Source organism: Acinetobacter wuhouensis (genome assembly GCF_001696605.3).
Taxonomy (GTDB): Bacteria; Pseudomonadota; Gammaproteobacteria; order Pseudomonadales; family Moraxellaceae; genus Acinetobacter; species Acinetobacter wuhouensis.
This window is the reverse complement of record NZ_CP031716.1, coordinates 1,703,876-1,718,431: the sequence shown is the minus strand read 5'-3', so window position 1 is coordinate 1,718,431 and position 14,556 is coordinate 1,703,876. Positions and strand designations below refer to the sequence as shown.

The 14,556-nt window shown below is 37.8% G+C and carries 12 protein-coding genes and 1 pseudogene; 9 read left to right on the top strand and 4 right to left on the bottom strand.

Features of this window, described 5'->3' with window-relative positions; translation table 11 throughout:
• The first annotated feature begins 70 nt into the window (after positions 1-70).
• On the top strand, positions 71-1,162 hold the full coding sequence (gene ychF, locus BEN71_RS08735; RefSeq protein ID WP_068974528.1) for a redox-regulated ATPase YchF: 1,092 nt from the start codon (positions 71-73) through the stop codon (positions 1,160-1,162).
• A 214-nt stretch (positions 1,163-1,376) separates the two neighbouring features.
• Positions 1,377-1,988 (top strand): superoxide dismutase, encoded by a 612-nt coding sequence (locus BEN71_RS08730; RefSeq protein WP_068974527.1) that lies wholly within the window; start codon positions 1,377-1,379, stop codon positions 1,986-1,988.
• A 198-nt stretch (positions 1,989-2,186) separates the two neighbouring features.
• Here BEN71_RS08730 and BEN71_RS08725 read toward each other — a convergent pair whose 3' ends face one another.
• Positions 2,187-2,729: an Mpo1 family 2-hydroxy fatty acid dioxygenase gene (locus BEN71_RS08725; RefSeq protein ID WP_068974526.1), complete on the bottom strand. Its 543-nt coding sequence runs from the start codon at positions 2,727-2,729 to the stop codon at positions 2,187-2,189.
• A 122-nt stretch (positions 2,730-2,851) separates the two neighbouring features.
• On the opposite strand from BEN71_RS08725, the gene BEN71_RS08720 reads away from it, so the two are divergent.
• Both BEN71_RS08720 and BEN71_RS19330 read left to right on the top strand, forming a co-directional pair.
• On the top strand, positions 2,852-3,547 hold the full coding sequence (locus tag BEN71_RS08720; RefSeq protein WP_068974525.1) for a Crp/Fnr family transcriptional regulator: 696 nt from the start codon (positions 2,852-2,854) through the stop codon (positions 3,545-3,547).
• A gap of 313 nt (positions 3,548-3,860) precedes the next feature.
• A pseudogene (locus tag BEN71_RS19330) lies at positions 3,861-4,157 on the top strand (hypothetical protein); the annotation flags it as partial.
• Between the two features lie 319 nt (positions 4,158-4,476).
• On the opposite strand, the gene BEN71_RS08710 reads toward BEN71_RS19330, so the two are convergent.
• Complete coding sequence (locus BEN71_RS08710) at positions 4,477-4,959, bottom strand: hypothetical protein (RefSeq protein WP_068974524.1); 483 nt, start codon at positions 4,957-4,959, stop codon at positions 4,477-4,479.
• A 103-nt stretch (positions 4,960-5,062) separates the two neighbouring features.
• Here BEN71_RS08710 and BEN71_RS08705 point away from each other — a divergent pair, with 103 nt between their 5' ends.
• Together BEN71_RS08705 and ygaH are read left to right on the top strand one after the other, a co-directional pair.
• On the top strand, positions 5,063-5,800 hold the full coding sequence (locus tag BEN71_RS08705) for an AzlC family ABC transporter permease (RefSeq protein ID WP_068974523.1): 738 nt from the start codon (positions 5,063-5,065) through the stop codon (positions 5,798-5,800).
• A 1-nt stretch (position 5,801) separates the two neighbouring features.
• A complete protein-coding gene (ygaH, locus tag BEN71_RS08700) occupies positions 5,802-6,143 on the top strand; it encodes an L-valine transporter subunit YgaH (protein WP_068974522.1) in 342 nt (113 codons plus the stop codon).
• A 7-nt stretch (positions 6,144-6,150) separates the two neighbouring features.
• Here ygaH and BEN71_RS08695 read toward each other — a convergent pair whose 3' ends face one another.
• Complete coding sequence (locus tag BEN71_RS08695) at positions 6,151-6,945, bottom strand: PoNe immunity protein domain-containing protein (RefSeq protein WP_068974521.1); 795 nt, start codon at positions 6,943-6,945, stop codon at positions 6,151-6,153.
• Positions 6,946-7,101: 156 nt separating this feature from the next.
• Here BEN71_RS08695 and purT point away from each other — a divergent pair, with 156 nt between their 5' ends.
• The 3 genes from purT to dapC are packed head-to-tail and all read left to right on the top strand — an operon-like array spanning position 7,102 to position 12,232.
• On the top strand, positions 7,102-8,301 hold the full coding sequence (gene purT, locus BEN71_RS08690) for a formate-dependent phosphoribosylglycinamide formyltransferase (protein WP_068974520.1): 1,200 nt from the start codon (positions 7,102-7,104) through the stop codon (positions 8,299-8,301).
• 49 nt (positions 8,302-8,350) lie between these two features.
• Positions 8,351-11,017: a [protein-PII] uridylyltransferase gene (glnD, locus tag BEN71_RS08685; protein ID WP_068974519.1), complete on the top strand. Its 2,667-nt coding sequence runs from the start codon at positions 8,351-8,353 to the stop codon at positions 11,015-11,017.
• A 45-nt stretch (positions 11,018-11,062) separates the two neighbouring features.
• A complete protein-coding gene (gene dapC, locus BEN71_RS08680; RefSeq protein ID WP_068974518.1) occupies positions 11,063-12,232 on the top strand; it encodes a succinyldiaminopimelate transaminase in 1,170 nt (389 codons plus the stop codon).
• Between the two features lie 72 nt (positions 12,233-12,304).
• Here dapC and BEN71_RS08675 read toward each other — a convergent pair whose 3' ends face one another.
• Positions 12,305-14,482, bottom strand: coding sequence for a TonB-dependent receptor (locus tag BEN71_RS08675; RefSeq protein WP_068974517.1), 2,178 nt, complete (start codon positions 14,480-14,482; stop codon positions 12,305-12,307).
• Positions 14,483-14,556 lie beyond the last annotated feature (74 nt).

Sequence of the window (14,556 nt, the reverse complement as noted above, 5' to 3'; positions counted from 1 at the left end):
GACCTGACTTTATCATCGCTTTCATGTAAAATCATCGGCAATTTTTATATAACACTTTGTGAGTTATTTCATGGGTTTTAATTGCGGTATTGTCGGCTTGCCGAACGTGGGTAAATCTACACTTTTCAATGCATTGACTAAAGCTGCTATTGCTGCGGAAAACTTCCCATTTTGTACCATTGAACCAAACACAGGCATCGTTCCAGTTCCAGATCCACGTTTAGACAAATTGACTGAGATCGTTAAACCACAACGTGTGATTCCAACAACGATGGAATTCGTTGATATTGCAGGTTTAGTAGCTGGTGCATCTAAAGGTGAAGGTTTGGGTAACCAATTCCTTGCGAATATCCGTGAAACAGATGCAATTGCACATGTGGTTCGTTGTTTTGAAGACGAAAACGTGATTCATGTAAATGGTAAAATTGATCCATTAGATGACATCGCAACCATCAATACTGAACTTGCACTTGCAGATTTGGATGCTGTTGCTAAAGCTTTGTTACGTTTAACAAAATCTGCAAAAGGTGGCGACAAAGAAGCGATTGCGGTTAAAGCAGTTTTAGAAAAAATTCAGCCACTATTGGATGAAGGTAAACCTGCACGTGCCGCTGACCTTGATGATGATGAACGCAAATTGGTTCGTGGTTTTGGTTTAATGACTTTAAAACCAACCATGTACATCGCGAACGTTGCTGAAGATGGTTTTGAAAATAACCCACATTTAGAAGCTGTGAAAAAGTTAGCTGCTGAAGAAAATGCAATTGTAGTGCCACTTTGCAACCAAATCGAAGCTGAAATTTCATTACTTGAAGATGAAGATCGTGCTGAATTCCTAGAAGCTTTGGGCATGGAAGAACCAGGTCTAAACGTGGTCATTCGTGCAGGATATGGTCTTTTGGGTCTACAAACTTACTTTACAGCTGGAGTACAAGAAGTACGTGCTTGGACTGTAAAAATTGGTGCAACTGCTCCTCAAGCGGCTGGTGTAATTCACACTGATTTTGAAAAAGGCTTTATCCGTGCTGAATGTGTAGCCTATGATGACTTTGTTCAATACAACGGTGAAAACGGCGCAAAAGAAGCTGGGAAATGGCGTCTAGAAGGTAAAACTTACGTTGTTCAAGATGGCGACGTTTTGCACTTCCGTTTTAATGTGTAATTTTCCGAATATTTAAGTTCAACAAAACCATCCTTGATCAGGGTGGTTTTTTTATTTTAAAGTCATTAAAAATCAAAATACTGTATTCGCTCACTTAAAATATTCAACGCCCGCTCAAACTAAGCAGTATCGAACTAAAGGATAAAGATTTGCATAATCATAATTTTTATTTAATAATGATTCTCATTATCAAATAAACACAGGGTTCAATTTAATGGCTTATACTCTTCCTCAACTCCCTTATGCATACGATGCACTTGAACCTAACATTGATACAAAAACAATGGAAATCCATCATACTAAGCATCATCAAACCTATATCAATAATATCAATGCTGCGATTGAAGGAACTGAGTGGGAAAAACTTTCAGTAGAAGAACTGGTAAAAAAAGTCAATGAAGTCCCTGTTGAACTTAAAAACAATGTAATCAACAATGCCGGCGGACATGCCAATCACAGTTTATTTTGGACAATCATGAGCCCTCAAGGTGGTGGACAACCTGTTGGTCAAATTTCACTGGCAATTGAGCAAGAATTAGGCGGATTTGATACTTTTAAAGATGCTTTTACCAAAGCTGCTTTAACCCGTTTTGGTAGCGGCTGGGCATGGTTGAGTATTACACCTGAAAAGAAAATCATCGTTGAAAGTAGTGCCAACCAAGATTCACCTTTAATGCATGGCAATACACCAATTCTAGCTTTGGATGTCTGGGAACATGCTTATTATTTAAAATATCAAAACCGTCGTCCTGAATATATTGGCGCATTTTTTAATGTGGTGAATTGGCAAGAAGTCAATCGTCGTTATTTAGAAGCTATACGATGAAATAGCAACCTCTAGCATGCCAAACTTTAATCATCCATTCTTAAAAAGGTTAAAATTCGCTCTCGGAATCTCAATCCTTTTCTTTGGACTAATTTTATTCTTCAAAGAATTTGTATTCTAAATAAACCGATCTATAAGTAAATGTGCATCAATAAGCCCCTTTAAATCAGTTTAAAGAGGCTTATTCAATTCAATTTTTTATTTAGCATGCACTGTGTGTAATGACTTTTCATCCATTGCACGGCGTTGCTGTCTTGCCTCTTCTAACATTTTAGCTTGTAGATCTTTACGGAAACCCAATAAAAATACAGCTTCAGCCAAAACAAATAATGGACCAATTGCTAGACCAACAAGATCATCGACAAATGCAGGCTTTTTCTTTTCATAGAAATGTCCCACGAATTGAAAAACCCAACCCACCACAAAAGTTCCTATACTGATTGTTAACCAAGCGCCCATGCCCAATTGTGCAATTTTATACGCAAATGGATAGGCAATCGCATAAATCACCAACATGAGTAAACCTAAGGCTTTATCTAGGCTAAAATAATAAATCACGCTTAAAAACAATAAAATTAAGGCGAGTGTTATTTCAAAACCTGACACCAAAAAGCCAGCTCTTGCAGTTAAGCACATGATTGAAAATACAATCATCGGAATACCAATGAAATGCGTCAGTACATTTTTATGATCTAAATGATATGCCGCATATTGGCTTAATAGTTGTTCTAGCTTGGTCATTTACTACATCCTTGTTCGATTAATGTTTTAACTATATAAAAATTTCAAGTTATAAGTTGTCGGCTAGCTGACAAATACGATATTTTAAGCCCTGAAGTAATCAAAAATTAAAAGGATGAGTTGTGCTGAATTCAAAGGATATTGAATTACTCAATAATAATTTATGGTATTCGCAACTGCCTGAATTATTTCAACAGTTTATTCAGCAACATTCTGCATATCAAAGTTATGAACGTGACCAAGCGATTTTTAGATCTGGTGATGCTTTCAATGGAATTTATGCAGTTTTAGAAGGTCGTGTTCGCTTAGGCTATATCGATATTGAGGGCAATGAATCTGTCGCTGCTATTGTTGAACCGATTATGTGGTTTGGGGAAATTTCTCTCGTCGATCAACAGCCGAGATCGCATGATGCCATTGCAGTGACAACTTGTAGAATTTTGCAAATCCCTGATCATGCCATTCAAAATATGCTCAACGACAATCCGCAGTTTTGGTTTCATATCGCTCAGCTCACCAGCCAAAAGCTACGCTTGGCATTTTTAGAATTAATTTCAATTCAGACTCAACACATTCAACAACGTTTGGCACAACGCCTTGTCTTTATTTTAAATGGCTATGGTAATCACGTACAGATCGAAAATAACACCATTCACCTATCCCAAGAGCAATTGGCACTGATGCTGAAATGTTCCAGACAAACCATTAACCAAGAGTTACATGCCCTTGAACAACAAGGCATTTTAAAAATTGCATTTAAAAAAATTGAAATTTTAAATATTGAACAGCTTTATCAGATTGCGCAACATCATGATTAAATATCTTTGGGTACAATATTTCTGTTTTACTGTAAGTGCTTATCTATCCACTCCATCTAAGCTAAACCATTATTTTAAATATAAAAATGACTGTATATCACAGCATAAATATCTTGGTATAAGTCCGTGTAAAATATAAAACAATAAATTGGTGACTTCAAAACTATTACTTAATTCAACATTAAAAGATAAAAAAAGATGCATTAATCCTATAAATTACTGCTTTAATTCACGATTACCCTCTTTTCAAATATTCTTCAAAATATTACATTCTCATTAGGCGCTAATGCCATCAAAAAACAAGTTGAAACGAATGAAAAAAATCACAACATACATCACAGCTGGATTATTTACTGTACTTAGCGCTTCTGCTTTTGCATGTCCTAAAGGTACGACATTGGTTGGCGGTACGGGGCCGAATCATAAAGGCGGAAAATGCGTTCCAGTATCTGGTGCTGCGGCAGCAACAAAAGCTAAAACAGATGCAACGACAGCTAAAGACAAAGCAACGACTGCCACTAAAGCTGTTGCTGAAAAACCAAATCAAGTCGCATCTAATGCAAAAGCTGACGCAACAGCTGCTAAAGATAAAGCAACCACGACGACTAAGGCGATTACAGAGAAACCAACTCAAGCCGTAGCAAAAGCAGATGCCGCTGCAAAAGCTAAAGCTGATGCAAAAGCCAAAGCTGATGCAAAAGCCAAAGCTGACACAGCTAAAGCCAAACTAGAAGCAGAGAAAGCAAAAACTGTAGCTGCAAAAGATAAAGCAGTTAAAACTGCGACAACGAATCCTTTAAAACCATAAGTTTTAGATTTACAGATTTTCAATTAAAAACATGCTAATACAAAAATGGCGAGTTGAATGACTCGCCATTTTGCTAATTTAATCTTAAATGCTTTACTCTTAGAAGCTAAGAACCAGTCTATTAGAAAAGATTATTATTCGCCTTTGTATTGCCAAGACTTGGATTATCAATCGCCTCTTTACACTGTGCTTTATCACGCTCGTAATTAAGTTGATTTTTCTGCATTTGCTTATCTTTTTCAAGTGTTGAGCGCGCCCATGTGTCTAAGCTGGTTAGTGCTTTTCGACATAAAGCATATTTACCTTCAGTCACTGAATCAGTCATTTTTACATTGATACGCCAATCTGTACTTAACTTGCGAACTGGTTTTCTGACATTATTTTCAATCAGATTCAATTGTTTACGATAAACAAAAGGATCGACTTCGTTAATGAGTTTCCACGCCGCATTGGCGTAGGCGGTCGCGTCATTGGTCAGTTTAGGTGCAGGTTTTACTTCATATTTAGGTTTTGCTTCGTCAGATGAATTACCACATGCTTGTAAACTCAATCCAGTGAGAATCAAAGCGATACTCAATAATAATTTCGACTGATTTGCGAACATAAAGTTACGCCTACTTAAACAATTCGGTACTATGCTAGTAAATTCAGGTAGAATACTCAATCTTGAATTTACCTTTTGTTTTATTCTGCGTTTTAGGTGTCCTGTGTCCGAGCACAATCCTCCAGTTCAAACTGCTGGCTTTTGGCAAGGTGCTAAAGATAGTCAAGCTATTATTTTTACTTACCTCCCCGTTTCTTTTGCCTTCGGCGTTTCTGCAACTCAATTTGGTTTTAGTGCTTGGGAAGCTTTATTCCTCTCTTGTTCTATGTATGCGGGTGCGAGTCAATTCCTTGTTGTTGCTTTACTCGGTAGTGGGACTTCGATCTGGATGACAGCTTTGACCGTCATCGCTTTAGATATTCGGCATGTACTCTATGGTCCAGCCTTGCAAAATCTGATTCAAGATCGTTTAAATTTAAAGAAAACTGCAATCTGGTCTTGGGGTTTGACCGATGAGGTTTTTGCCGCAGGAATGATCAAACTTTCGCAAAGACGTCAGGAATGGTCTGAATCTTGGATGCTCGGCTTAAGTCTTTTTAGTTGGTTATCTTGGGCATTGGGTTCTTTTTTAGGTGGTTTATTTGCCGACCAAGTCAGTGATTTACCTCAATTCCTACAAGCTGCTTTAGACTTCCTACTTCCTGCACTGTTCTTAAGTTTCTTACTTGCTGCCTTTGAGAAAAAGCATACTTTTGTCGTTGCAGTATCTTTGATTGTTTCTGCTTTGGCGTGCTATTTCATCAATATGTCTGCTGCGATTTTTATTGGCATTACATCAGGTATTTTAGCAGGGTTATTTAAGCATTATGTTTTAAAACAACATGATGAAGTGAGTATTTAACATGGATCTACAGATTATTTTAGTGGGGATCTTGGTCGGTATTGCAAATTTTGCATCGCGCTTTGGTCCATTTTATGTGATTCAAAAAAGCAAAAAAAACACTCAGAATCGTGGTGCGACTTGGCTAAAAATCGCTTTAGGCAGTATCGGAATCGCTGCGATCAGTTCGATGCTTGTTGTTGCAACACTTCCACCATTAATAGAAACACCGAATAAAAGTTTTGCCATGTTGGTTGGTTTTATCGTTCTGACTGGATTATATTTTAAATTTAAACGTATTGTTTTAGCGACGTTGACTGCGGCTTTGGCGTATGGTGTGGTTTATACATATATATCTTTATAAATTAATTTCATTGGTAATTTTTATAAAAGTTTACTAAATCTTTAGGATAATATACTGATTGTTGAAGCTCTTCATCAGAGTCTAATTCTAACAGTATAACAGAACATGCCGTTTCAAAACTCCAATAACCGTAATATTCCTGACCACTTTTATGTGTATCATGCCATGATGTTGCCTTAAGTTCACTGTACCATTTTTTTAAAAATTTTCTTAAAAATAAATATGAAACATCATTATCTTGTGCTGAAAATGCTTCGCACAAATTTAAATAGGGTTGAGGAACTAACACAGATTCACAATCATATCTTTCTAAATCTCCAAACGATAGAAATTCTTCGATTAACCAATCCTGTCCAGCATTCATCCGCTCTACACCATCAACTAGTGTTGCTACACGCCTAATGAGACTTTTTAAATGCAAAAGATAACATATACTAATTAACCCAATATATTCACAATATTCATTTACATTTTCTAGATCAAATACACTTCTATTATTATCTTTATGATATGTTCTTAACGCACTAGCATACTGCTCATAAAAAGAAATGACATGTTCAAAATCTTTTCTTAAATCATCAATATTCTTACCCGCCGTATATTCTAAACGCCACAATAAAAAGCTATTTTCAGCCACAATCGCTTTCGAATACAACCATCTCTCATGTAATGACTTTCCAACTCCTGTTGGCTGTATTTTAAAAAGTTCAATTGTCCCTAAAGTTTCATTTTTTAACTTGATATATTGGTTAAAGCTTAAATACCTCTGCCTACATTTTGAATTGTAAATTTCTTCATCCATTTCAATATCATTTTTTTCGTAATTATTACTTTTATTCTATCCGAGTTTCTTAGGTTTTTATCCAACAAAAAATACGATTTTATGTCAATCAAAGCGCTACACAGTCCATAGTTCTGCTATGCTTAAAACCACTAACCCAAAGCATGGAAGAAAAGCATGAGCGTTACCCTTGGCACTCCACTTCAATCATCTGCGTTTAAAGTTTTACTGTTAGGTTCAGGAGAACTTGGTAAAGAAGTGGTGATTTCACTACAACGACTTGGTGTAGAAGTTCACGCGGCAGATCGTTATGAAGATGCACCTGCCATGCAAGTTGCTCATTTCTCTTATGCCTTAAATATGGCAGATCCGACAGAATTAAAAGCACTCATCGAAAAAGTAAAACCAAATTTAATCGTTCCTGAAATTGAAGCGATTGCAACACAAGTCTTAGTCGAAATCGAACAAGAAAATATTGCGACCGTGATTCCATCTGCAAAAGCAGTCAATCTCACCATGAACCGTGAAGGCATCCGCCGTTTAGCTGCTGAAGAACTCGGCTTACCAACTTCTGCCTATCGTTTTGCCAACACTTTAGAAAGCTTCCGTGCGGCTTGTGATGACATCGGTTATCCGAACTTTGTAAAACCTGTGATGTCTTCTTCAGGTAAAGGACAATCACGTGTCAAAGAATATGCTGAAGTCGATGCAGCTTGGGAATATGCGCAAACGGGTGGTCGTGTAAATCAAGGCACTGTAATTGTTGAATCACAAATTGATTTTGACTTTGAAATTACTTTACTTACAGTCCGTTCAAAAAATCCTGAAACAGGTGTAATTGAAACTTCATACTGTGACCCAATTGGACACCGTCAAGATTCAGGTGACTATGTAGAAAGCTGGCAACCTCAAGCCATGACAGAGGCTGCTTTAGAAGAAGCAAAACGTATTGCCAATAAAGTCACTGTAGCCCTTGGTGGTTGTGGAATCTTTGGGGTGGAACTGTTTGTAAAAGGTGACAAAGTATGGTTTAGTGAGGTATCACCTCGTCCACACGATACTGGCTTAGTCACACTTGCGTCACAATTCCAAAGTGAATTTGAACTTCATGCACGTGCGATTTTAGGTTTACCAGTGAATACTGAACGTCATAGTGTTGCAGCCAGTGCGGTAATTTATGCTGGAAAGGATGCGAATAATCTTTCCTATTCTGGCTTAAATCTTGCATTACAAAATCCTGCGACAGATTTACGTCTATTCGGAAAGCCTGAAGGATTTAAACGTCGTCGTATGGGCGTAGCAACAGCGCGTGCTGAAACAACAGACAAAGCACGTGAACTTGCACAAGATACTGCTTCAAAAGTCATTGTTAATTAGTCTAAACGGACTTTCATAATTAACCTATAAATTTGCGGACAAAAGATTCATGATCAACACCTCTCCACTGTTGGAATATGTAAACGACACTCACGACATTAAGATACTCAATCAATGGCGTACCGATGTCGAGCAACAGTTAACAGAGGCGTATGATCATGGCACGTCTATACGTGAAATTGTTCGCACACGTTCAAACCTTGTCGATGAAGCTTTAACTTATTTGTGGAAGCGTTCAGGGCTTGATCAAACTGATTTGGGTTTATTTGCCGTCGGTGGTTATGGGCGACGTGAAATGTTGCCCTATTCCGATGTCGACATCATGATTTTGTCAGAAGAGGATCTCTCTGCTGAACAAGAAAAAGTTGTGACGGATTTTATCTCAACACTTTGGGATGTGGGTAATTTTAAACCCGGTATCAGTGTTCGTACCATTCGTTGTTGCTTTGAGCAAGCAACCAGTGATTTAACGGTTGCGACTTCGTTGATTGAAGCACGTTTAATCACAGGCAACTCTCATCTTTCCAAATGGCCACGTCGAGTCGTGTCACAAACGTGGACAGATAAAACCTTTTTTGATGCGAAAATGGCCGAACAAGCGCATCGTTATGCGCAACACAATAATACTGAAAGCAACTTAGAACCTGATATTAAAAATGCGCCAGGCGGAATCCGTGACATTAACCAAATCGGCTGGATTGCCAAACGTCATTTCCGTGTCAATCGTATTTATGACCTTGTCCATTTAGGTTTTATTTCAGAGTTTGAATTGGGCGTACTCGAAGAAGCTGAAAACTTCCTTTGGGAGATTCGTCATCATTTACATCGTTTAACTAAACGTGATGAAAATCGCTTATTATTTGATTATCAACGTGATATAGCTGCAAAATTCGGTTATACACGTACCGAAGAACAACACCATAATTATCCAATTGAACAATTCATGAAGCGCTATTATCGCACAGCGCAACAGGTTTCAACCTTAAATGAAATGTTATTGGCTTATTTCAATGAGTCGGTCATTACGCCACGTTTGCCTGATTATGAGCGTCAAATTGAAAATATTAACGAACATTTCAAACTGGTTGATGGCAAGCTTGCAGTTCAACATCATAAGATTTTTTCTGAAAACCCAAGTGCAATTTTAGAAATTTTCTACATCATGGCGAATCGTCCTGAAATCGAAGGAATTCGTGCGCGCACTCTACGTTTGCTCACTTTAGCTGCCAAACGTATTGATCAAAACTATAGAAATAATCCTGCGCATCAAGCTTTATTTATGGCGATTATTCGTTCTCCATACCGTTTGTATGAAACGATGGTTGCAATGAAGCGCTATGGTGTTTTAGGCAATTATATTCCTGCTTTTGGGCAAATCATGGGGCTGATGCAATATGACTTGTTCCATATCTATACCGTTGATGCACATACTTTATTGTTGATTCGAAATTTAAATCGCTTTAAAGAACCTGAATTTGCCAAAGACTACCCTGTTGTCAGTTCTGTATTCCAACGTCTTGTTCGCCGTGACATTGTATTTTTAGCTGCGATATTCCATGACATTGCCAAAGGTCGCGGGGGTGACCACAGTGAGCTTGGTGCTGTAGATGCAATCGAGTTCTGTGCCGCACATGGTTTTACTGAACGTGAATGCAATCTAGTTGCCTATCTGATTCACAACCATTTACTTATGTCGATGACGGCACAGAAAAAAGATATTTCAGATCCAGATGTAGTGAAAGAGTTTGCTGAAAAAATTGGCGATATGGAGCATTTGGATTATCTCTACACATTAACTGTAGCAGATATTAATGCGACCAACCCTAAGCTGTGGAATACGTGGCGCTCTTCACTGATGCGCCAGCTTTATACACATGCACGTGATGTAATTCGTTCTGGATTGGGTCGCCCTGTCGATTATCAAATGTTAATCGAAGACACTAAATTTGCAGCCAGTGAAAAATTAGTCGATGAGTTTCCACTGGATCAGGTCGAAAAAGTTTGGCAAGAATTGGGTGATGAATATTTCTTAAAAGAATCTGCCGATGAAATTGCATGGCACACCCGCGCCATTTTACAGCATGGTGACAACCCTGCACCATTAGTGCTCATGCGACCGCACCGAAAAGCAGCACAAGATGCTGTGCAGATCTTTATTTATACTCAAGATCAACCGAATTTATTTGCAACAACTGTGGCGATTTTAGATCGTATGAACCTCGATGTTCAGGATGCACGAATCATCACTGCGACCAAAGCTTTTAGTTTGGACACTTATGTGGTCTTGGATCGTTTTGGTACTTTAGTGACCGATCGTGAACGTGAAGAAACTGTAAAAGATGCACTTATAAAAGCCTTAAGCGAGTCTGATAAATATCCTGGTTTAATGCAACGTCGTATTCCACGTCAACTGCGTCATTTTGATATTGAAAATACTGTCGATGTAACACTAAATGATGTCTTGCAACAAAATATGGTGGAAATTTCCACCCTTGACCAACCAGGCTTATTGGCACGCATTGGTGGTCTATTTATGATGCAAGGTTTAGATATACATTCTGCTAGAATTGCAACACTTGGTGAGAAAGTAGAAGATATTTTCTTTGTCACCAAAAAAGATGGTAAACCTTTAAATGATGAAGAAGTTGAAGCCTTTAGCGCAAAATTAAAAGCTGCTTTAGATGAAGCCTCAAGTCAAATTTTTGAGCAACATTAATTTTCACCTATTTTTAATCATTCAATTTATTGTGGTAAATGTTTCATGAACTCTAGTTTGTCTTTATTACATCCTTATCCATTTGAAAAATTAACTCAACTTTTTCAAGATGTAAAACCTGCAGATTTGCCTTTGATTCCACTCTCAATCGGTGAGCCAAAGCACCCTGCACCTGAGTTTGTGAAACAAGCTATCATTGATAATTTTCAACATCTTTCAACCTATCCAAATAGCAAAGGTTTACCTGAACTGCGTCAAAGCATTGCCAATTGGTTAAGCAATCGTTTTAATTTAAATTCGATCAGCGCTGAAGATCATGTTATTCCTGTAACAGGTACACGTGAAGGTATTTTCTCTTTTGTACAAGCTTTGATTAACCGTGAAGAAACACCTTATGTGGTGATGCCAAATCCGTTTTATCAAATCTATGAAGGTGCAACACTCCTTGCTGGAGCTAAACCTTACTTCATTAACTGTACTGAAGAAAATCACTACCTCGGTGATTTTGATGCAGTCCCTGCTGAAGTATGGGAAAAAACCGCATTGCTTTTTGTCTGCACACCAGGTAATCCGACAGGTGCAGTACTATCAAAAGAGCAGTTTAAAAAATTAATTGCTCTCTCTGACCAATACAACTTTGTCATTGCATCTGATGAATGTTATTCAGAATTATGGTTTGACAAAGCACCTGTCGGTCTTTTAGAAGTCTGCGCTGAAATGAGTCGAGACGATTATAAAAATTGTATCATTTTCCACTCCCTCTCTAAGCGTTCAAATTTACCAGGTATGCGTTCAGGCTTTGTTGCGGGTGATGCGAACTTACTCAAACCTTATTTGAAATTCCGTACTTATCACGGCGCTGCAATGCCTGTTCAGCACCAACTAGCATCTATCGTGGCTTGGAATGATGAAGTGCATGTTGAAGAAAATCGTAAATTGTATCGTGCCAAATTTGAATTATTTCAAAATGAACTCGGACAACTTTTACCATTACAAAAACCAGATGCAGGTTTTTACTACTGGCTAAAAGTCGATCATGATGAAAATTTTGCGAAAATGTTGATGGAAAAAGCCCATATCAAAGTTTTACCAGGTCGTTATCTATCTCGTGAAACGGAACAAGGTAATCCTGGTGAAGGTCATGTGCGTATGGCTTTGGTTGCAGATATTGCACAATGTGAAGAAGTTATAAAACGCTTAAAAACGATTTTATAATGCCAATTTAATCGTCATTTAGCTATATAAAAAATGCCCCGATTTTTGGGGCATTTTCTTATCCGTCACGTATTAAAAATCAAAAGTCGCACCTATTTTAAATGTACGTGGGTCACCCAATGATAAATAAGAATAATCATTTACTGATGCTGAAGCCCAGTAATCTTTATCAAAAACATTACTCACTGAGAAATTTAATGTCGTTGGTACATTTTTAAATTGAGTCTTGTAGCTAGCACCCAAATCTACACGTGTCCAATCATTCAATTTTAATGTGTTGGCATTATTTGCATAAGTAGAACCTGTATAAACCACACGACCATTCACACTTACATCTTGTTCAATTGGCAATTTCCAATCTGCTTCAACGTTGGCTTGAAACTCAGGAACACCAATAACGCGATTACCATTGTATAAGCCTTGGAAAGTATCCTTCTGTTTCGTATTAATCCAAGTTGCTCCACCTAAAAGTTTCACAGAATCTGTTAATTGCCCATAAGCATTAAACTCAATACCTTGGTGAATATTGGTTGCTTGGCTCAATTGTGGAGTACCCGCAGTATTCACAGAAGCCTTTTGACGATCTGTGTAGAAATAACTTAATCCACCGCCGATATAATCATTTTCATACTTTAAGCCCAGCTCTTTCTGCTTAGAAACAAAAGGATCGGCAATAAAATTATTCCCAACACTATCCTGAATTGCATCGCCTTGGACGAGTGCTTCAATATAGTTTGCATAAACCGCCACTTCAGGTGTCAATTTATAACTTACACCTAAAGCAGGTGTAACTTTATTTTCACTGATGTTGTACTTATATGTCCCGTATGAATAAACGTCTTGATCAATTTCTTGATAACGAGCACCAAGCATGACTGTTAAACGATCATTCAATGCAGAAATATTATCACCTAAAGCTATACTTCTTAACGTGCTTAAACCTGCTTTTGGATATGTACCAGCAGCCCCTAACCATTTGTCAATTTTAGAATCTGATGTATAAATAGGGTTATAGAAATTATCATCTAAACTTGTTGCATAACCATAACTATAACGTTTATCTGCACGGTAAATTGAACTAGAAGCCACGACGTTATGCTTTAATGCACCTGTTTCAAATTTCGTCTTTACACCAATTTCAGCAGTTTGATTGGTGTCTTTACGAGGAATTGTAGAAGCAGATAATTTTGTCGCTCCAGTTGCCGTATTGCTTAGTTGCTGACTCGAATAGACACCATCTTCTTCAGTTTTTCGGAAACCATAAGCTGCATAAGCTGTTGTTGCATCGTTCAAATCATACTCAGCCCGGAAACTACCAAACAAATCTTCCTCATTAGAATATGTCCATGATTGACCATGATAATTTGCATATTGTGAGGCACTTGGAAGTGAAGTCACAGCATTGGTTAAACGTAGACTTGGGCGATTCGATTTCAAACGGTTATTGTTATACCCCAAATCACCTGAAAGACGTAATTGATCACCTTTATAATCCATTGCAATCGATGCTAATCCCAATGAATTATCTTCTTTGTCAATTTCAGTATTTCCACCACGGTATGCAGCATTAACACGGATACCGAATTTATCATCTTCACCGAAACGTCTTGCGACATCCGTAGAAAGATAACCCCCATTAAAATCTGTACCAGCACTCACACGATTGAGTGGCTCATTTCCAGCTCGCTTTGGTAAGAGGTTAATTGAACCACCAATTCCTGTCCCGCCAGGTATTGCACCATTTAAAAATGCTGAAGCACCTTTGAATACTTCAACACGTTCAAAAAGTTCAGTTGGAATATATTGACGAGGTAAAATCCCATACAATCCGTTATAAGCAGTATCATCAGATGCTAAGATAAAACCACGGATGAAATAAGCTTCTTGAAAATTACCAAAACCTTTTGCAGTTCGTACCGCTGAATCTGCTTGCAAAACATCGCCTACACTTTCTGCTTGGCGATCTTGAATATATTGATTGGTATAGCTTGTCAAACTAAATGGTGTATCTAGATTATTTTGATTTCCAAATACGCCCACCTTACCACCTGTTGCGACTTGACCACCTGCAAATTCAGGTGTTAAACCATCTGCAGATGCATCAGCACTGGCTTGAACGGTGATCGTACTCAATTGTTGTGTATGATCACTTGCAGAAGTGCTAGAGGAGTTTTCAAGTTGTTCTGCATGAACAACTGCTGTATTGGTTGCAAGTGCCATGAGCACAATCAACGGTTTAGTTTTTAACATGGGAGGTCTAAAAGATCAGAAATTTAATCGACACAATATTAAATGATAATGATTTTTATTTAAACCTTTATTAT

Excerpts from the sequence above, each read along its gene's own strand:
- BEN71_RS08675 (WP_068974517.1), bottom strand. The coding sequence starts at position 14,482 with ATGTTAAAAACTAAACCGTTGATTGTGCTCATGGCACTTGCAACCAAT.
- ygaH (WP_068974522.1), top strand. The coding sequence starts at position 5,802 with ATGGATCTACAGATTATTTTAGTGGGGATCTTGGTCGGTATTGCAAAT.
- BEN71_RS08725 (WP_068974526.1), bottom strand. The coding sequence starts at position 2,729 with ATGACCAAGCTAGAACAACTATTAAGCCAATATGCGGCATATCATTTA.
- BEN71_RS08710 (WP_068974524.1), bottom strand. The coding sequence starts at position 4,959 with ATGTTCGCAAATCAGTCGAAATTATTATTGAGTATCGCTTTGATTCTC.
- purT (WP_068974520.1), top strand. The coding sequence starts at position 7,102 with ATGAGCGTTACCCTTGGCACTCCACTTCAATCATCTGCGTTTAAAGTT.
- BEN71_RS08730 (WP_068974527.1), top strand. The coding sequence starts at position 1,377 with ATGGCTTATACTCTTCCTCAACTCCCTTATGCATACGATGCACTTGAA.
- glnD (WP_068974519.1), top strand. The coding sequence starts at position 8,351 with ATGATCAACACCTCTCCACTGTTGGAATATGTAAACGACACTCACGAC.
- BEN71_RS08695 (WP_068974521.1), bottom strand. The coding sequence starts at position 6,945 with ATGGATGAAGAAATTTACAATTCAAAATGTAGGCAGAGGTATTTAAGC.
- ychF (WP_068974528.1), top strand. The coding sequence starts at position 71 with ATGGGTTTTAATTGCGGTATTGTCGGCTTGCCGAACGTGGGTAAATCT.
- dapC (WP_068974518.1), top strand. The coding sequence starts at position 11,063 with ATGAACTCTAGTTTGTCTTTATTACATCCTTATCCATTTGAAAAATTA.